General features: G+C 55.2%; 15 protein-coding genes and 1 tRNA gene. 10 read left to right on the top strand and 6 right to left on the bottom strand.

All coding sequences use genetic code 11. From position 1 onward, the window contains the following. Window positions 1–69 precede the first annotated feature (69 nt). Window positions 70–145: transfer RNA gene (locus tag H7K52_RS17610), tRNA-Trp, on the top strand. Window positions 146–264: 119 nt separating this feature from the next. Here H7K52_RS17610 and hdfR read toward each other — a convergent pair. Beyond that, entirely contained in the window at window positions 265–1,098 is an 834-nt protein-coding gene (gene hdfR / locus H7K52_RS17605; RefSeq protein WP_008926363.1) for an HTH-type transcriptional regulator HdfR, read from the bottom strand. A gap of 120 nt (window positions 1,099–1,218) precedes the next feature. On the opposite strand from hdfR, the gene H7K52_RS17600 reads away from it, so the two are divergent. Next, on the top strand, window positions 1,219–1,557 hold the full coding sequence (locus H7K52_RS17600) for a MaoP family protein (RefSeq protein WP_008926362.1): 339 nt from the start codon (window positions 1,219–1,221) through the stop codon (window positions 1,555–1,557). Between the two features lie 26 nt (window positions 1,558–1,583). On the opposite strand, the gene H7K52_RS17595 is transcribed toward H7K52_RS17600, so the two are convergent. After that, window positions 1,584–3,104: a YifB family Mg chelatase-like AAA ATPase gene (locus H7K52_RS17595; RefSeq protein WP_182630277.1), complete on the bottom strand. Its 1,521-nt coding sequence runs from the start codon at window positions 3,102–3,104 to the stop codon at window positions 1,584–1,586. A gap of 330 nt (window positions 3,105–3,434) precedes the next feature. Between H7K52_RS17595 and ilvL the strand changes: the two genes are divergently transcribed. The 6 genes from ilvL to ilvA all read left to right on the top strand — a co-directional run bounded on the left by ilvL (window position 3,435) and on the right by ilvA (window position 9,995). Continuing rightward, complete coding sequence (gene ilvL / locus H7K52_RS17590) at window positions 3,435–3,533, top strand: ilv operon leader peptide (RefSeq protein WP_072101316.1); 99 nt, start codon at window positions 3,435–3,437, stop codon at window positions 3,531–3,533. Between the two features lie 150 nt (window positions 3,534–3,683). Continuing rightward, on the top strand, window positions 3,684–5,330 hold the full coding sequence (gene ilvG, locus H7K52_RS17585) for an acetolactate synthase 2 catalytic subunit (RefSeq protein ID WP_182630276.1): 1,647 nt from the start codon (window positions 3,684–3,686) through the stop codon (window positions 5,328–5,330). After that, window positions 5,327–5,584 (top strand): acetolactate synthase 2 small subunit, encoded by a 258-nt coding sequence (ilvM, locus tag H7K52_RS17580; RefSeq protein ID WP_008926359.1) that lies wholly within the window; start codon window positions 5,327–5,329, stop codon window positions 5,582–5,584. Before ilvG ends, ilvM begins: the two co-directional genes overlap by 4 nt. An 18-nt stretch (window positions 5,585–5,602) precedes the next feature. After that, window positions 5,603–6,532: a branched-chain amino acid transaminase gene (locus H7K52_RS17575; protein WP_039661111.1), complete on the top strand. Its 930-nt coding sequence runs from the start codon at window positions 5,603–5,605 to the stop codon at window positions 6,530–6,532. A 62-nt stretch (window positions 6,533–6,594) separates the two neighbouring features. Continuing rightward, window positions 6,595–8,445: a dihydroxy-acid dehydratase gene (gene ilvD / locus H7K52_RS17570; RefSeq protein WP_008926357.1), complete on the top strand. Its 1,851-nt coding sequence runs from the start codon at window positions 6,595–6,597 to the stop codon at window positions 8,443–8,445. A 2-nt stretch (window positions 8,446–8,447) separates the two neighbouring features. Further along, complete coding sequence (gene ilvA, locus H7K52_RS17565; RefSeq protein WP_039661112.1) at window positions 8,448–9,995, top strand: threonine ammonia-lyase, biosynthetic; 1,548 nt, start codon at window positions 8,448–8,450, stop codon at window positions 9,993–9,995. Here ilvA and ilvY read toward each other — a convergent pair whose 3' ends face one another. After that, window positions 9,996–10,877 (bottom strand): HTH-type transcriptional activator IlvY, encoded by an 882-nt coding sequence (gene ilvY / locus H7K52_RS17560; RefSeq protein ID WP_008926355.1) that lies wholly within the window; start codon window positions 10,875–10,877, stop codon window positions 9,996–9,998. It lies immediately after the preceding gene. 162 nt (window positions 10,878–11,039) lie between these two features. Between ilvY and ilvC the strand changes: the two genes are divergently transcribed. Continuing rightward, the gene (gene ilvC / locus H7K52_RS17555; protein ID WP_008926354.1) at window positions 11,040–12,515 is read left to right on the top strand and encodes a ketol-acid reductoisomerase; all 1,476 of its coding nucleotides are present in this window, start codon (window positions 11,040–11,042) and stop codon (window positions 12,513–12,515) included. A gap of 652 nt (window positions 12,516–13,167) precedes the next feature. Here the strand turns inward: ilvC and H7K52_RS17550 are convergent. The 3 genes from H7K52_RS17550 to H7K52_RS17540 form a co-directional block, all read right to left on the bottom strand. Further along, window positions 13,168–14,499, bottom strand: coding sequence for an MFS transporter (locus H7K52_RS17550; protein ID WP_003852017.1), 1,332 nt, complete (start codon window positions 14,497–14,499; stop codon window positions 13,168–13,170). Between the two features lie 272 nt (window positions 14,500–14,771). Further along, entirely contained in the window at window positions 14,772–15,791 is a 1,020-nt protein-coding gene (gene yhjD / locus H7K52_RS17545; RefSeq protein ID WP_003852018.1) for an inner membrane protein YhjD, read from the bottom strand. Window positions 15,792–15,836: 45 nt separating this feature from the next. Continuing rightward, entirely contained in the window at window positions 15,837–16,736 is a 900-nt protein-coding gene (locus H7K52_RS17540) for a LysR family transcriptional regulator (RefSeq protein ID WP_008926352.1), read from the bottom strand. Between the two features lie 115 nt (window positions 16,737–16,851). On the opposite strand from H7K52_RS17540, the gene H7K52_RS17535 reads away from it, so the two are divergent. Next, complete coding sequence (locus tag H7K52_RS17535; RefSeq protein WP_008926351.1) at window positions 16,852–17,610, top strand: SDR family NAD(P)-dependent oxidoreductase; 759 nt, start codon at window positions 16,852–16,854, stop codon at window positions 17,608–17,610. The last annotated feature ends 11 nt before the right edge of the window (window positions 17,611–17,621 follow it).

Below are 17,621 nucleotides of genomic sequence, written 5' to 3'. Positions count from 1 at the left end.
TTGGTTAGAATACCTGCCTGTCACGCAGGGGGTCGCGGGTTCGAGCCCCGTCCGTTCCGCCACCCTATTAGGGGCGTAGTTCAATTGGTAGAGCACCGGTCTCCAAAACCGGGTGTTGGGGGTTCGAGTCCCTCCGCCCCTGCCAGAAAACGATCCTTTGCTTCGGCAAAGGATTTTTTTTTGCCTTTAAAAAAGCAAAAAAGAAAAACCAGCTAACGCTAACTGGCCTCTGATCTTCCCTGCTCACCTCTTTTTCCCGTAAATTCAGCTGTTTTGCCTGACCAGAATCGGGAATTTAAGCAACTGGCGGATGTGTGCCTGCTGATCGCTGTTCTGCAACCAGACAGCATAGAGCGGACGAACGGCAACGGGTGTATCCGGAATCATCATCAACTCACTGTAAACACTTTGCCAGAAGTCCGGCAGAAACGCGCATGCGCCGGTGGTATGCAGCAGTTCACGGGTGACATGCGCTGACGTTGTGGAGAGGACCGGCACATCATCAGCCCCCGAGAGATAGCTCTGATGCTGATGAAAATCAGCTCCCCATTCCAGCTTAATATAATCATATTTCTCACGCTTTTCGCTCTGCCGGGCGCAGAACAGCGCCAGTGAAATATGACCAATCTGCTGACTGGTTAACTCATCCATCTTAGGCGCTTCAGTGGTAATCAACAGATCCAGCTGGCGCTCATGAAGCTGTTTAACCAGCAGATGCCGCTGTGCTACGCGCGCTTCTAAATGCAGGCTCTCCCGATTCTCATACAGCGTCTGTAGCCATGGCGTCAGATAGGCTTCCCATAGAGATGCACTGGCACCAATAGAAAGCTCATGATGCTGCTGAGTATGAGAAACCTCCTTCTTCGCCATCATCCAGGTGCTCATCAGGCTTTCAGCATAGGGAAGCAGTCGCTCTCCTGCCGCTGTCAGACGTATGTTATTGCGATGCCGTGTAAAAAGATTAACGCCAAGCTGATTCTCTAACTGACGGATGCGAAAACTGACAGCAGATTGCGTAAGGTAAAGTGCTTCTGCAGCACGCCCAAAATGACGTGTCCTGCTCACTTCCAGGAAAGTTTTCAGTAATTCCGTATCCACAGCGTTCTCCCAAAAAATGTTTGTCGTATAGATTTAAATGTTTTGTTTTACACTCTGTCAAGCCTATCTAATACTCCGCGCCATTAACAGCACGGCATTAGAAAATCAGGAGCGTGTAACATGGCGGAAAGCTTCTCAACAGAGAATCGTTTCTTTGATAACAAACATTACCCGCGTGGTTTCTCACGCCACGGTGACTTTACTATTAAAGAGGCTCAGCTTCTTGAACGCCACGGTTTTGCCTTTAATGAGCTGGATTTATCAAAGCGTGAGCCTGTAACTGAAGAAGAACGTTTGTTTATTGAAGTGTGTCGTGGCGTGCGTGAGCCGCAAACAGAAGCTGAGCGCGTATGGTCTAAGTATATGACCCGCATTAAGCGTCCTAAGCGTTTTCATACGCTCTCTGGCGGTAAACCGCAGATGGACACCGTTGAAGACTTTACCGACAGCGACGATTAACAGAGAAGGGGCGAAAGCCCCTTTTTTTATTGCAGGCTGTTGTGCAGATGAATCATTAATCGATCTATTGTACGGTAACTGACCGCTTCCTGCAGATGTGACCGGCTAATATCTGTATCCCCCGCGAGATCGGCAACGGTACGCGCCACTTTCAAAATACGCTGCCATGCCCGCACAGACAAACCCAGTTTCTCCAGCACGGACTCCAGCCACTCCGCGTCTTCTTTGGCAGGCTGACACCAGCGCATAATCTCTGCATTGTTTAAATGCGCATTGATCTTGCCTGTACGGGCCAGCTGAATGTTACGTGCCGCGACCACCCGATGACGTACCTGCTCAGACGCTTCCGCTCTGGCGCGCTGACCGCTGAGCATCCCACCCGGCAGTAGCGGCACCTCCAGCGAAAGATCAAAACGATCCAAAAAAGGGCCTGATAGCTTGCTGAGATATCGCAAAACCTGTTGGGGTGAGCAGCGGTTGTGTTGTCCCTGATAATGCCCGGTTGGACTTGGATTCATCGCAGCGATCAGCTGAAACCGTGCCGGATAGGTAACTTTTGCCCGGGCACGGGAAATAGCGATGACGCCCGACTCTAATGGCTCGCGCAGGGAGTCCAGTACCTTGCGATCAAATTCCGGTAACTCATCCAGAAACAGTACGCCATTGTGCGCGAGGGATATCTCACCGGGCCGTGGCAATGATCCGCCACCAATCAAAGCATAGAGAGATGCGCTATGGTGAGGTGACCTGAAAGGCCGCGTGCGCCACTGTCGGTGCAGGGTATTGTTGTTCACCAGGCTGTCGATTGCCGCGCACTCCAGAGCTTCCTGATCGCTAAGAGAAGGCATTATGCCAGGCAGTCGGGTGGCGAGCATGGTTTTACCCGTGCCCGGTGGCCCAATCAGCAGCAGGTTATGACCGCCTGCCGCTGTGATCTCCAGTGCTCTGCGCCCCTGCTCCTGACCAATGACATCAGCGAGATCATCAGCTGGCGTGTCGCCCTGCTGTTCAGGGTATTGGGCCGTCGGTAATGTGAGCGCATTACGCAGAAAGGCGCATACCTCGCTGAGGTGAGAGGCGACCAGCGACAACCCCTGACGGATGAGTCCGGCATCACCCTGATTTTCAACGGAGAGCACCAGCTGCCTTCCCGCCTGTATCGCCACCATAGCCGCTGGAATCGCGCCCTGTACACCGCACACTGCGCCGTCGAGTGCCAGCTCACCCAGAAACTCATAGTGCGTCAGCTTATCGGCAGGAAGCTGCTCAGAGGCGACCAGAATGGCGATCGCCATAGGTAAGTCATACCGCCCGCCCTCTTTGGGTAAATCTGCCGGGGCCAGATTGATGGTGACGCGCTTAGCCGGAAAGGTAAAACCACTGTTGATAATGGCGCTGCGGACCCGCTCACGTGCCTCTTTCACGGTGGTTTCAGGCAAACCCACCAGTGTTAACGCTGGCAGGCCGTTACTGATATGCGCCTCAATGGTCACCAGCGGGGCTTCTACGCCTAATGCTGCCCGGGTCAGAACTTTTGATAATGACATACTCGCTCCTTGTTGCCGCCAGTCTGGTGACAGCGTCAAATGAAAGCGAGGGGATGATCAGCACTGTTCGGGCCATCGTCCAGCTCATCAGCGTTTTTTTCATGCCGTATTGAAACCTTGTGCGACTGCGCGCAAATTCATCAAAACATGATTACGCCACTAAAGTGATGAATAATTATCATCACGTAATTATTTCTTGTAATACAGGTTGATAGGTCGTTATCCAGCGCCTGTGGTTAAAAAAAGTCTGTAAAAAAAGTTGTGCCATAACCCCTGACTATGATAACTCTGTAGGCATTACTTCGAACACGTAAAAGAATTGAACAACACATGAAAGCCCTTCTACAAGTGATTAGCCTGGTCGTGATTAGCGTGGTGGTGGTTATTAACCTACCGTGCGGGGCAACGCTTGGAGAAAGAAAGGCTTAAAAATCAAGCCTCGAATCCGAAAAAACCCCCGCACCGAAAGGTCCGGGGGTTTTTTTTCGACCCGAGGAAATATCAGTAAATCCACAAGGAACAAACAATGAACAGTAGCATAAAATTCTGTTGTTCCGGTCAGGACACAGGAGAATAGCGATGACAGGTGCACAGTGGGTAGTTCAGGCTTTACGCGCGCAGGGGGTTAATACCGTATTTGGTTACCCTGGCGGCGCAATCATGCCGGTATACGACGCGCTCTATGATGGCGGCGTGGAACACCTACTGTGTCGTCATGAGCAGGGCGCAGTGATGGCGGCGATTGGCTATGCCCGCTCAACCGGCAAAACTGGCGTCTGTATCGCCACTTCAGGCCCTGGCGCGACTAACCTGATTACGGGCCTGGCGGATGCCATGATGGATTCGGTTCCGGTTGTGGCAATCACCGGTCAGGTGACCTCTGCCTTCATCGGCACCGATGCTTTCCAGGAGATCGACGTACTGGGACTCTCGCTGGCCTGTACCAAGCACAGCTTCCTGGTCGAGTCGCTGGATGAGCTGCCCGCTATCATGGCGGAAGCCTTTGCGCTGGCGCAGTCGGGTCGTCCGGGTCCGGTGCTGGTTGATATCCCGAAAGACATTCAGATTGCGCAGGGTGATCCCGCACCGCATCTGGTGCCGGTAGAAGAGGGAAGCGCGCTGCCACATCAGGCAATTCACGAAGCACGTGCACTGATGGCGCAGGCCAGAAAACCCATGCTCTACGTTGGCGGTGGCGTCGGTCTGGCGCAGGCTGTTCCGGCACTGCGTGCGCTGGCAGAAGAAACCGGTATTCCGGCAGTGGCTACCCTGAAAGGCTTAGGCAGTGTGGATCCATACAGTGAGGTCTATCTGGGCATGCTGGGGATGCACGGCACCAAAGCCGCTAACCTGGCCGTACAGGCATGTGACCTGCTGATCGCGGTCGGTGCGCGCTTCGACGACCGCGTCACCGGCAAGCTGGATACCTTTGCACCCCACGCCAGCGTGATTCATCTCGACATCGATCCCGCTGAGTTAAACAAATTACGTCGCGCACACGTCTCTCTGCAGGGTGATCTCAACGAATTGCTGCCTGCTCTGAGTCAGCCGCTGCATATCAACGCCTGGCGTGATGAGGTGAAAGCGCTTAAAGCCAGTCACTCATGGCGCTATGACCATCCAGGCGAAGCGATCTATGCGCCGCTGTTGCTGAAGCAGCTTTCCGATCGCAAACCGGCCAATACTGTTGTGACCACCGACGTTGGTCAGCATCAGATGTGGACGGCACAGCACATGGCATTTAGCGCACCGGAAAACTTCATCACCTCCAGTGGTTTAGGCACCATGGGCTTTGGTTTGCCTGCCGCTATCGGCGCACAGGTTGCACGCCCGGAAGATACGGTTATCTGTGTCTCGGGTGATGGCTCCATCATGATGAACATTCAGGAACTGGGTACCATCAAGCGCGGCAAGCTGCCGGTTAAAATCGTACTGATGGATAACCAGCGTCTGGGCATGGTGCGCCAGTGGCAGCAGCTCTTTTTTGACGGTCGCTACAGCGAAACCAATCTGTCCGATAATCCCGACTTCCTCACGCTGGCCAGCGCGTTCAACATTCCTGGCCAGCGCATTACCCGTAAAGATCAGGTCGACGCCGCCCTTGATGCTCTGCTGAACAGCGAAGGTCCTTACTTCCTGCATGTTGCAATAGATGAGCATGAAAACGTCTGGCCACTGGTACCGCCGGGTGCCAGCAATGCAAACATGATGGAGAAAACCGTATGAACCAGCATCAATTGTCTATCGAAGCCCGTTTCCGCCCTGAAATATTAGAGCGCATTTTACGCGTCGTGCGTCACCGCGGTTTTCAGGTCTGTTCTATGAACATGGCCTCAGTCGCTAACGCAGAAAACATTAATATTGAAATGACCGTTGCCAGCCAGCGCTCCGTCGATTTACTGTCTTCGCAGTTAAGTAAATTGATCGACGTTGCATGCGTTCAGATTCAACAACAGACAACACAACAAATCCGCGCGTAGCCGCGAGAGGAAATAACAATGAGCACGAAGAAAGCAGACTTTATTTGGTTCAATGGCGAGATGGTTAAGTGGGAAGATGCGAAGGTCAGCGTCATGTCTCACGCGTTGCACTACGGTACGTCGGTATTTGAAGGCGTGCGTTGCTACGACTCTCACAAAGGACCGGTTGTGTTCCGTCATCGCGAACACATGCAACGTCTGCACGACTCCGCCAAAATCTACCGCTTCCCGATTAAAAGCAGCGTTGATGAGCTGATGGAAGCGTGCCGCGAAGTCATCCGCGTGAACAAACTGAAAAGTGCTTATATCCGTCCGCTGGCCTTTGTTGGCGATGTGGGCCTGGGCGTGAACCCGCCAGACGGCTTCACCACCGATGTGATCATTGCTGCCTTCCCGTGGGGCGCATACCTGGGCGCAGAAGCGCTGGAAAACGGCATCGATGCGATGGTCTCCTCATGGAACCGCGTTGCGCCAAATACCCTGCCAACCGCCGCGAAAGCGGGTGGTAACTACCTCTCCTCACTGCTGGTGGGCAGCGAAGCCCGTCGTCACGGTTATCAGGAAGGTATCGCGCTGGACACCAATGGCCTGATTTCAGAAGGTGCTGGCGAGAACCTGTTTGAAGTTAAAGATGGTGTGCTGTTTACGCCGCCATTCACCTCCTCTGCACTGCCAGGTATCACCCGCGATGCCATCATCACGCTGGCGCGCGATATGGGCATTGAAGTGCGTGAGCAGACGCTGTCGCGTGAGTCGCTCTATCTGGCTGACGAAGTCTTTATGTCTGGCACCGCCGCAGAAATCACGCCGGTACGCAGCGTGGATCGCATTCAGGTGGGCGAAGGCAAACGTGGTCCGGTCACCAAACGCATCCAGGAGGCCTTCTTTGGTCTGTTCACTGGCGAAACAGAAGACAAGTGGGGCTGGTTAGATCCGGTTAACCCATAATCAGATACAGCGCGGGCGTCATCTGACGTCCGCGAGCTTATTCTTACTGGAGTAAATAGAGCATGCCTAAGTACCGTTCCGCCACTACCACCCACGGCCGCAATATGGCAGGTGCCCGTGCCTTATGGCGCGCGACAGGAATGACCGACGACGATTTCGGCAAGCCGATTATCGCTGTGGTTAACTCATTCACCCAATTTGTCCCTGGCCACGTTCACCTCCGCGACCTGGGTAAACTCGTCGCTGAGCAGATTGAAGCGTCAGGTGGTGTGGCTAAAGAGTTCAACACCATCGCGGTGGATGACGGTATTGCCATGGGTCATGGCGGCATGCTGTATTCACTGCCTTCGCGCGAACTGATTGCCGACTCGGTCGAGTACATGGTCAACGCGCACTGCGCAGACGCCATGGTCTGCATCTCTAACTGCGATAAAATCACGCCGGGAATGCTGATGGCGTCACTGCGCCTGAATATTCCGGTGATCTTTGTTTCCGGTGGACCGATGGAAGCGGGTAAAACCAAGCTTTCTGACAAAATCATCAAGCTGGATCTGGTGGATGCGATGATTCAGGGTGCCAACCCGAACGTCAGCGATGCCGACAGCGATCAGATCGAACGCTCTGCCTGCCCGACCTGTGGCTCCTGCTCCGGTATGTTCACCGCCAACTCGATGAACTGTCTGACCGAAGCTCTGGGCCTGTCGCAGCCTGGCAACGGATCACTGCTGGCCACGCACGCCGATCGCAAAGAGCTGTTCATCAATGCCGGTAAGCGCATCGTCAGTCTGACCAAGCGCTACTACGAGCAGGATGACGTCAACATGCTGCCACGTAACATCGCTAACAAGGCCGCTTTCGAGAACGCCATGATGCTGGATATCGCCATGGGCGGTTCCACCAACACCGTATTGCACCTGCTGGCGGCGGCACAGGAAGGCGACATCGACTTTAATATCTCCGACATCGATCGCCTGTCACGTAAAGTGCCTCAGCTTTGTAAAGTCGCGCCAAGTACCCCGAAATATCACATGGAAGATGTGCATCGCGCGGGTGGTGTTTTTGCGATTCTGGGCGAGCTGGATCGCGCAGGCCTGTTCGACAGCAGCGCCCGTAATATTCTGCAGCAGACGATGCGTGAAACGCTGGATCAGTACGACATCATGCTGACCAAAGATCAGGCCGTGAAAGATATGTTCCGCGCTGGCCCGGCAGGCATCCGTACTACCCAGGCGTTCTCACAGAACTGCCGCTGGGACACGCTGGATGATGATCGTGCCGAAGGCTGTATCCGCACCCGCGAAAACGCTTACTCGCAGGATGGCGGTCTGGCCGTGCTTTACGGCAACATCGCCGAAGATGGCTGTATCGTTAAAACGGCGGGCGTAGACAAAGAGATCCTGACCTTCACGGGCCCGGCTAAAGTCTATGAAAGCCAGGATGACGCGGTAGAAGCGATTCTGGGCGGCAAAGTTGTGGCAGGCGACGTGGTCGTCATCCGCTACGAAGGACCAAAAGGCGGGCCGGGCATGCAGGAAATGCTCTATCCGACCACCTATCTGAAATCGATGGGCCTGGGCAAAAGCTGCGCACTGATCACCGACGGTCGGTTCTCCGGCGGTACGTCGGGCCTCTCTATCGGCCACGCTTCGCCGGAAGCGGCTAACGGCGGCACCATTGCGCTGGTCAAAGATGGCGATACCATTGAAATCGATATCCCTAATCGCGGCATCAAACTCGCTGTGCCGGATAACGAACTGCACGCCCGCCGTGAAGAGCAGCAGGCACGTGGCGATGCGGCCTATACGCCAGTCAATCGTCAGCGTGAAGTCTCCTTTGCGCTGCGTGCTTACGCATTACTCGCGACCAGTGCTGACAAAGGCGCTGTCCGCGATAAGAGCAAGCTGGGAGGCTAAAAATGGCCGAGTCTCAACCGCTACCTGACGCGCCTGGCGGCGCCGAATATTTGCGCGCAGTGCTGCGTTCACCGGTGTATGAAGTGGCACAGGTGACGCCGCTGCAGGTTATGGAAAAAATTTCGGCGCGGCTCGGCAACACCATTCTGGTGAAGCGGGAAGATCGCCAGCCGGTGCACAGTTTCAAGGTGCGCGGTGCTTACGCGATGATTGCCGGTCTGAACGAAGAGCAGAAAGCGCGCGGCGTGGTGACGGCGTCAGCCGGTAACCATGCGCAGGGCGTGGCACTCTCCGCGACGAAACTGGGCATCAAGTCACTGATTGTGATGCCGCTGGCGACCGCAGACATCAAGGTTGATGCAGTGCGCGCATTTGGCGGTGAGGCTTTCCTGTTTGGCGCCAACTTTGATGAGGCGAAAGCCAAAGCGATAGAGCTCGCTGAACAGCGCGGCTACACCTTCGTGCCGCCATTTGACCATCCGGCTGTCATTGCCGGACAGGGCACGCTGGCGATGGAGCTGTTGCAGCAGGATGCGCATCTCGACCGGGTCTTTGTCCCGGTTGGCGGCGGCGGTCTGGCCGCCGGCGTGGCGGTGCTGATCAAGCAGCTGATGCCGCAAATCAAAGTGATTGCGGTGGAGTCAGAAGATTCAGCCTGCCTGAAAGCCGCACTGGAAGCGGGTCATCCGGTCGATCTGCCGCGCGTCGGGCTGTTTGCCGAAGGCGTAGCGGTCAAACGGATTGGCAGCGAAACCTTCCGGCTCTGTCAGGCCTACCTCGATGACATTATCACCGTCGACAGCGATGCGATTTGCGCGGCGATGAAAGATCTGTTTGAAGATGTGCGTGCTGTGGCGGAGCCGTCTGGCGCGCTGGCGCTTGCAGGCATGAAGAAGTATATCCAGCAGCATGAGATCAAAGGCGAGCGGCTGGCGCATGTGTTATCAGGTGCCAACGTCAACTTCCACGGTCTGCGTTACGTCTCCGAGCGTTGTGAGCTGGGCGAACAGCGTGAAGCGCTGCTGGCCGTCACCATCCCGGAACAGCAGGGCAGTTTCCTGCGCTTCTGCCAGACGCTGGGCGGACGTTCAATCACCGAGTTCAATTACCGCTACGCCGATGCGGACAAAGCCTGCATCTTTGTGGGTGTACGTCTGACCCGTGGCGTGGAAGAGCGCAGTGAGATCATCAGCGAACTCACCAGCGGCGGCTATCAGGTAGTCGATCTCTCAGATGATGAGATGGCGAAACTGCACGTGCGCTACATGGTGGGCGGACGGCCCTCCAAGCCACTGCGTGAGCGGCTCTTCAGCTTTGAATTCCCGGAGGCACCTGGCGCGTTGCTGAAGTTCCTGCAGACGCTGGGCACTCACTGGAATATCTCGCTGTTTCACTACCGCAGCCACGGCACCGACTATGGTCGTGTGCTGGCGGCTTTTGAACTCGGCAGCGATGAGCCACGTTTCGAGGAGCATCTCACCGATCTGGGTTACGACTTTCATGACGAAAGCCAGAACCCGGCGTTCCGCTTCTTCCTGTCAGGCCACTGATTACAGCTGGCTCCAGAAAGCACTGATCAGCGGCTCTCCGAGCCGCTTTTTTTGCACGCAGATGCCGAGTTCGAACGGCGCAACCGAGTCAATATTCTCCAGCAGCAGCACGCGGTTTCGCACCGGGTCCGGGCTGTTCTCCAGCACCACATCCGGCAACAGTGCAATACCGCAACCCAGCGCCACCATCGAGACAATCGCTTCATGCCCGGATACGGTGGCGTAGATGACCGGATTCGGGATGCGCTGACGACGGAACCAGAGATCGATACGCCGCCGTGCGGGTCCCTGCACCGGCAGAATAAAGGGAATTTTTGACCAGTCGGGCTGCGGCTGTGTGGCCTGAGTGCGAACAGCACAGGGCAGTGCAGGCGCAATCAGCACCAGCGGGATCAGCCCCAGCGGCATAAAATCAATGCTGGCGGGCAGGGTTTCAGGCCGTCCGGCAATCGCCAGATCGGCATCGCCGGAGTGCACTTTTTCCACCGCATCCGCGGCATCGCCGGTATCCAGTTTGATTTCGACCTGCGGATGTTCAGCGCGAAAGCGGTCAAGGATGGGCGGCAGATGACTGTAGGCCGCCGTCACAGAACAGAACAGTCGCAGTTCGCCGCTGAGTGACGGGCCGTTAAGATCCATCACATGGCGCAGTTGCTGATACTGCAACAGCGTCTGCTGGGCAAACTGGCGCAGGCGTTCGCCCGCTTCCGTCAGCGTCACGGTGCGGTTATCACGCAGAAACAGCGCATGGCCGACATCTTCTTCAAGCCGCTGGATCTGGCGTGACAGCGTGGAAGGGCTGACGTGCATCGCACGCGCAGTGCGCCCGAAGTGGCAGCTTTCTGCCAGATGAAGAAACAGTTTCAGATCCCGTAAATCCATGTGCGCGTCGCCTCTGAGTGGTGTTGCATTTATTGCAATGTGACGTTGTTAATATATCAATTTAAGCAACAGAATTCCTGTCATATGATGGGGTCATTCGCGGCGCTGCACGATTCGCCGTTCCTGAACAAAAAAAGCAAACACAACCTTACTGGAGTACCCATGGCTAACTATTTCAACACATTGAACCTGCGCAACCAGCTGGCGCAATTAGGCAAATGCCGTTTCATGGCGCGTGATGAATTCGCGGATGGTGCCAGTTTCCTGAAAGGCAAAAAAGTCGTTATCGTTGGCTGTGGTGCGCAGGGCCTGAACCAGGGTCTGAACATGCGCGATTCCGGTCTGGACGTCGCTTATGCACTGCGTGCTGAAGCGATTGCGGAGAAACGCCCTTCATGGCGCAAAGCGACCGATAACGGTTTCAAAGTGGGTACTTACGAAGAGCTGATCCCGCAGGCTGACCTGGTGGTTAACCTGACGCCAGACAAGCAGCACTCTGCTGTGGTTCAGGCTGTTCAGCCGCTGATGAAAGATGGCGCTGCACTGGGCTACTCACACGGTTTCAATATCGTTGAAGTGGGCGAAAGCATCCGTAAAGACATCACTGTTGTGATGGTGGCGCCGAAGTGCCCGGGTACTGAAGTGCGTGAAGAGTACAAACGTGGCTTTGGTGTGCCGACGCTGATCGCGGTTCACCCTGAAAATGATCCAAAAGGCGAAGGCATGGCGATTGCTAAAGCCTGGGCTGCAGCCACCGGCGGCGATCGCGCTGGCGTGCTGGAATCCTCCTTCGTTGCAGAAGTGAAATCTGACCTGATGGGTGAGCAGACTATTCTGTGTGGCATGTTGCAGGCGGGTTCACTGCTCTGCTTCGACAAGCTGGTGGCTGAAGGTACCGATCCGGCTTACGCAGAAAAACTGATTCAGTTCGGCTGGGAAACCATCACCGAGTCACTGAAATTTGGTGGTATCACCCTGATGATGGATCGTCTTTCTAACCCGGCGAAACTGCGCGCCTATGCGCTGTCAGAGCAGCTGAAAACCATCATGGCGCCGCTGTTCCAGAAGCACATGGATGACATCATCTCTGGTGAATTCTCTTCCGGTATGATGGCTGACTGGGCAAATGATGATAAAAACCTGCTGACCTGGCGTGAAGAGACCGGCCAGACCGCGTTCGAAACCGCCGCACAGTATGAAGGCAAAATCGAAGAGCAGGAGTACTATGACAAAGGTGTTGTGATGGTAGCGATGGTGAAAGCGGGCGTTGAGCTGGCGTTTGAAACCATGGTAGACGCCGGCATCATTGAAGAGTCTGCTTACTACGAATCACTGCATGAGCTGCCGCTGATTGCGAACACCATCGCCCGTAAGCGTCTGTATGAAATGAACGTGGTTATCTCTGATACTGCCGAATATGGTAACTATCTGTTCTCCTTCGCCGCAGTTCCGCTGCTGAAAGAGTTCATGACCACATTGCAGCCAGGCGATCTGGGTAAAGCGGTTGAAGGCACTCAGGTTGATAACGCGCAGCTGCGTGACGTCAACGAAGCCGTTCGCCAGCACCCGATTGAAACCGTTGGCCGCAAACTGCGTGGCTACATGACCGACATGAAGCGTATCGCTGTCGCGGGCTAATCAACCTCATCACAATTTTCAGCAAAACAAACCCCGGCTCGCCGGGGTTTTTTGTTTGGGAACACTGCCTGGAAAGTTCGCTGTAGGAACGGTGCCTGCACTGCCTGCTTCGCTGTAAGATCGAGCCGGCACAGGCAATACGGTCAGATCGGAAAGACGCAAAACCCGCCATCCCTGGCATGCTCGGCCCGCGCCGTCCCTGGTGCGGGACGCTTTCCTCCTCTGCCCGTGTTGCCAGTGCCCTCAAGCTTCTTCATTGCTGCCAGAATCAACCTGCCTCATTAGCACTATGCAAGATCTTCAAACAGACAGCTAACCTGCTTCAGGCGATGGGAGCATACGCCTGTAGCAAAGCATCACGGGCCAGGGACAAAAACGGCGGGAGCGTTTTTGAATAACGCAATGCGTGGCCCGGCTACGGGCGCACCTCAGGGATGAGGTGCGTAATCGGCCGCGCTGAGCCTGCCAGGGATGGCGTCTTTTACGTCTTTGCGAAAGGCGTATGCGCCCTGAGCCTGCTACCTGACCTCAAGGTGACACTTTAAACCCTGCGGAGTAGATGTATGCTCCCTGAAACGCCCTTTATTTACTCAACCCAACCCATAAAAAAACCCGGCATCTGCCGGGTTTCACTGACCTTCATCCAACCGGATTACACGTCATAAAGCGTCTGGTGACGCGTCTCTTTACAGGCCAGCAACGCGATCAGCGTCAGTACTGCCATTGACGCCAGATACAGCCCCACCGCCTGCAAACCATAATGCGCATTCAGCCAGGTCGCAATATAAGGCGCAACGGAGGCACCCAGAATCGAGGAGAGGTTATAGGAGAACGATGCGCCGGTATAACGCACTTCAGTCGGGAACAGCTCCGGCAGCAGCGCGCCCATCGGGCCAAACGTCAGCCCCATAATGCTCAGACCCAGCAGCAGAAACGCCATCACCAGCGCCTGTGAACCTGAACCAAGCATTGCCGGGAACAGGAACGAAAACCCGATAATCATCAGCGTAATGGTAATCATCGTCTTGCGACGACCAAAACGGTCAGCCAGCAAACCAGCAATCGGTACCATCACCCCAAAGCCAATCACCGCCAGCATCAGCATCCACAGCATACTGTTACGCGGAATGCCCAGACCCGCCGGTGCTGCCGTGGTGCCATAACTCATCGAATAGACGGTCATGATATAGAACAGCGTATAGGTCGCCAGCATGATAAAAGTGCCGAGAATCGTGGCGGTCAGATGCTTGCTCAGCAGCGCCGCAATCGGCACCCGAACCTGCTTCTTCTCTTTCTGCACTTTGGCAAACACCGGACTCTCATGCAGCGAAACGCGCACATACAGACCAACCAGCACCAGCACGGCAGAGAGAATAAACGGCACGCGCCAGCCCCACTGCATAAACTGCTCGTCGGTCAGCAGCCATGAAAGCAGCAGGAAAGTCCCGTTAGCGAAGAAAAAGCCAATCGGCGCACCCAACTGAGGGAACGAACCGTAAAGCGCACGCTTCTTCGCTGGCGCATTTTCCGTCGCCAGCAGCGCCGCACCACCCCATTCTCCACCCAGCCCCAGTCCCTGACCAAAACGCGCCAGCGCCAGCAGCAGCGGCGCCATCACGCCAATCGTCTCATAGCTGGGTAGCAGACCAATCACCACGGTGGAAATACCCATGGTCAGCAGCGAGGCAACCAGCGTGGCTTTACGCCCGACGCGATCGCCAAAGTGACCAAACACCGCTGAGCCAATCGGACGCGCGATAAAGGCGATAGCGAAAGTGGCCAGCGACTGTAGCGTTGCGACCGTGGCATCACCCTGCGGGAAGAAAATGTGCGGGAAAACAATTACCGCAGCCGTGGCATAAATATAAAAGTCGAAGAATTCGATGGCCGTACCGACCAGCGAGGCAATCACCACTTTACTGCGTGAGTTAACCGGCGTGGGATCCTGCTGTTTGTCGAGTGTGTCTGTGAGGGAGGCTTGCATAACTGTTTCTTATTTGTAAATACAGATAAAGAATCTTACGCATCTGCCAGGGCGCATTCAATGATGAAAACCCGCGCCGCGTCTGGCTTCAGAGGGCAAAAAGAGGATAATTTCTGTGGTGCTGTGAATACCGGGTGATACCGGGGTAAACCGGACGATATATGGCGGGATACTCTAAGAAAGGGCTAAATAAAAGTGACCCCTCAGCTATTCATCCTGTTATCTGATTAAAAAATAGCCGAGGGGAAATATTTTCCGCTGTTGTTAACGGATTACGATGATTTGTGTCGTGACGCGCTGCCCGCTTCAGGCATCTGTGGGTCGTCTTTATATTTGGCAGTGGCGATCCACGCTGCACAGAACAGCGTCAGACGAGCGAAGAAGTAGAAGAATGCCATCAGGCCGAGCACTGAACCAAAGGCGGCACCGGAAGGCGAGGTCGCCATCTTCGGCAGTGTCAGCGTCATCACAAACTTAATCACCTCAAAGCCGATTGCCGCCAGCAGAGTGCCGCGGAACAACGCTTTCTTACGTGGCTTATGACGTGGCAGAATCCAGAAAATCCACAGGAACAGCAGATAGTTCGCCATAACGGAAATCGAGGTGGCGATAATGGTCAGCGCAGGCCGCAACCAGTCAATGCCATCCAGGCCCAGAGCACTGACGATAGAGGCCTGCGCAGAGCCGGCTACCGAGGTCAGCGACAGCGTAATCACCAGCGCCAGCATCAGACCCGCCAGCGACAGCAGATCGCGAATATAACGCTTCCAGATCTTCTCCTTGTCATCCGGTTTGCGTTCCCATACGTCGCGCGACTGGGCACGAATCGCTTCACGCAGGTTACCCATCCAGTTAAGGCCGGAGTAGAGCGCCAGCAGTAAACCGGTAATCCCCACGGTGGCACGCTGCTGAATCGCGGTATTCACCGTATTTTTCAGCGTGGTTGCCAGTGTCGGGTCGCTGATGCTGCTGACGATTTTGTTGATGATATCGGTCAGCAAATCCGGATTCGATGCCAGCACAAAACCCACGGCAGCAAACGACACCATCAGAATGGGAATCAGCGATAAAAACGAAAAATAGGTAATCGCCGCGCCAAACTGGCTGCCGAGCCGATCGTTAAAGCGGTCAAGGGCGCGAATGAAATGCGCCACCGCCGGAATAGCCTGAAACCAGGTGGCGAAACGCGACACGCGAACAATAGATTCATCTACGGTGTGGTTGCCGGTTTTAATATCGATAAGCGGCTTTTGTGGCTGCAAATCCTGCGGGTTTTCCTGCTTGTCTGTCATAGACCTTCACTGTCCTGTTTATCATTAAAATCAAAGTATAGCCGCTCAGGTGACGTACTCCTGTAACACCTGACTCAGCCACTCCATAAATACCCGCACGCGACGTGCCACATTGCGCCGGTGCGGATAGAGCAGATGGATCGGCATCGGCCTGGCGGGAAAGCGGTGCAGCACTTCCACCAGCTCACCCCTTTCCAGCAATGTCTGAATGCCGGCGGCAGGCACCTGAATAATCCCTAAGCCCGCCAGACAGGCGGCGCGATAGGTTTCGGTGCTGTTCACCGTCACCACGCCGCCGGTATGAACGTAATGGCACTGCCTGCCATCAAAATATTCAAACCCGGGTGAGGCCTGACCGAGCTGCTGGCTGTAATGCACCATCGCATGCTGCGACAGCTCTTCCAGCCGGATGGGCATGCCGAACCGCGAAAGGTAGCCAGGGCTGGCGCAGTTAATCAAGGTATGGGTACCAATTTTTCGCGCAATCAGCCCCGAATCTTTGAGTTCGCCAACCCGAAGGACACAATCAAACCCTTCGCGGATCACATCCACCTGACGATCGCTGCTACTCAGCTCAATCTCTATGCCGGGATAGTGCTGCAAAAATTCGGGCAGCCGTGGCAGGATAAAACCGGTGGCCATCGCCACCGACATATCCACCCGGAGTTTACCGCTGAGCGAGGCGGGTTCGTGCTGAAACAGGCTGTCCATATCGTCAATCATCGACAATAAATCAAGACAGCGATCGTAATAGACTAATCCATCCTGGGTGAGTTGCACCCGGCGCGTGGTGCGATGCAACAAACGTGTTGCCATTTGATTCTCCAGCGCCTGGATCTGCCGGGATACACTGCCTTTCGGCACACCTAAACTTTCTGCTGCGCGGGTAAAACTGCCCATTTCTGCCACCCGCACGAAGACCTGCATTGCGTGAATTTTGTCCATGTTGTTCACCGATTGTTGTTTTTATTGAAACAGTGATGCGCGTTTACCCCTGTTTATAGATCAATAATTCGCGAATATCCTTAACCCGTGTTCAATTTTTCAACAGGTGTGAGCGATGAATCAGAAAGTGGCGTTAATTACCGGTGGAAACCGTGGGTTAGGCCGGAATGGAGCCTTAAAACTGGCTGCCAGAGGCACCGATATCATTCTGACGTACCGCAGCCATGCCGATGAGGCGCAGGCGGTCGTAAAGGAAATTGCGGCGATGGGGAGGCGCGCCGTGGCGCTGGCGCTGGATGTCGGCGAAACCGGTCAGTTCGACCGCTTTGTTGGAGAGGTGAAACAGGCACTGCAGCAGCAATGGCAACGGGAGCGATTTGACTATTTAGTGAACAACGCGGGTCATGGACACTACAAGCCGTTTACCGACACCACCGAGGCGGAATTTGATGCGCTGGTCAATGTGCATTTTAAAGGGCCTTACTTTCTCACTCAGAAGCTGCTGCCGCTGATCAATGACGGTGGCCGCATTCTGAACATCTCCAGCGGGCTGACCCGACTGGTCTACCCTGGCTCCTCGACCTATGCGTCGATGAAAGGGGCGATGGAAGTCCTGACGCGCTACCAGGCAAAAGAGCTGGGCGAACGGCGCATTCGCGTCAATATTCTGGCACCTGGCGCGATAGAGACTGACTTTGGTGGTGGCCGGGTGCGTGATACCCGCGAGATTAACGATCAGATTGCCGGACTGACGGCGCTGGGTCGGGTCGGACTGCCGGATGATATCGGCGACGCCATCAGCGCGATCCTCAGTGACGAAACCGGCTGGATCACCGCGCAGCGGATTGAGGCTTCAGGCGGGCAGGGGATTTAACCGCGGGCGGC

It is taken from the genome of Pantoea hericii, assembly GCF_014155795.1.
GTDB classification, from domain to species: Bacteria; Pseudomonadota; Gammaproteobacteria; order Enterobacterales; family Enterobacteriaceae; genus Pantoea; species Pantoea eucalypti.
The sequence above is the reverse complement of the archived record's forward strand: the minus strand, read 5'-3'. Positions and strand labels throughout refer to the sequence as shown.

Bases quoted from the DNA above. Each gene is read 5' to 3' on its own strand.
- H7K52_RS17600 (WP_008926362.1), top strand. From the start codon at position 1,219: ATGGCGGAAAGCTTCTCAACAGAGAATCGTTTCTTTGATAACAAACAT.
- H7K52_RS17595 (WP_182630277.1), bottom strand. From the start codon at position 3,104: ATGTCATTATCAAAAGTTCTGACCCGGGCAGCATTAGGCGTAGAAGCC.
- ilvL (WP_072101316.1), top strand. From the start codon at position 3,435: ATGAAAGCCCTTCTACAAGTGATTAGCCTGGTCGTGATTAGCGTGGTG.
- ilvG (WP_182630276.1), top strand. From the start codon at position 3,684: ATGACAGGTGCACAGTGGGTAGTTCAGGCTTTACGCGCGCAGGGGGTT.
- ilvM (WP_008926359.1), top strand. From the start codon at position 5,327: ATGAACCAGCATCAATTGTCTATCGAAGCCCGTTTCCGCCCTGAAATA.
- H7K52_RS17575 (WP_039661111.1), top strand. From the start codon at position 5,603: ATGAGCACGAAGAAAGCAGACTTTATTTGGTTCAATGGCGAGATGGTT.
- ilvD (WP_008926357.1), top strand. From the start codon at position 6,595: ATGCCTAAGTACCGTTCCGCCACTACCACCCACGGCCGCAATATGGCA.
- ilvA (WP_039661112.1), top strand. From the start codon at position 8,448: ATGGCCGAGTCTCAACCGCTACCTGACGCGCCTGGCGGCGCCGAATAT.
- ilvY (WP_008926355.1), bottom strand. From the start codon at position 10,877: ATGGATTTACGGGATCTGAAACTGTTTCTTCATCTGGCAGAAAGCTGC.
- ilvC (WP_008926354.1), top strand. From the start codon at position 11,040: ATGGCTAACTATTTCAACACATTGAACCTGCGCAACCAGCTGGCGCAA.
- H7K52_RS17550 (WP_003852017.1), bottom strand. From the start codon at position 14,499: ATGCAAGCCTCCCTCACAGACACACTCGACAAACAGCAGGATCCCACG.
- yhjD (WP_003852018.1), bottom strand. From the start codon at position 15,791: ATGACAGACAAGCAGGAAAACCCGCAGGATTTGCAGCCACAAAAGCCG.
- H7K52_RS17540 (WP_008926352.1), bottom strand. From the start codon at position 16,736: ATGGACAAAATTCACGCAATGCAGGTCTTCGTGCGGGTGGCAGAAATG.
- H7K52_RS17535 (WP_008926351.1), top strand. From the start codon at position 16,852: ATGAATCAGAAAGTGGCGTTAATTACCGGTGGAAACCGTGGGTTAGGC.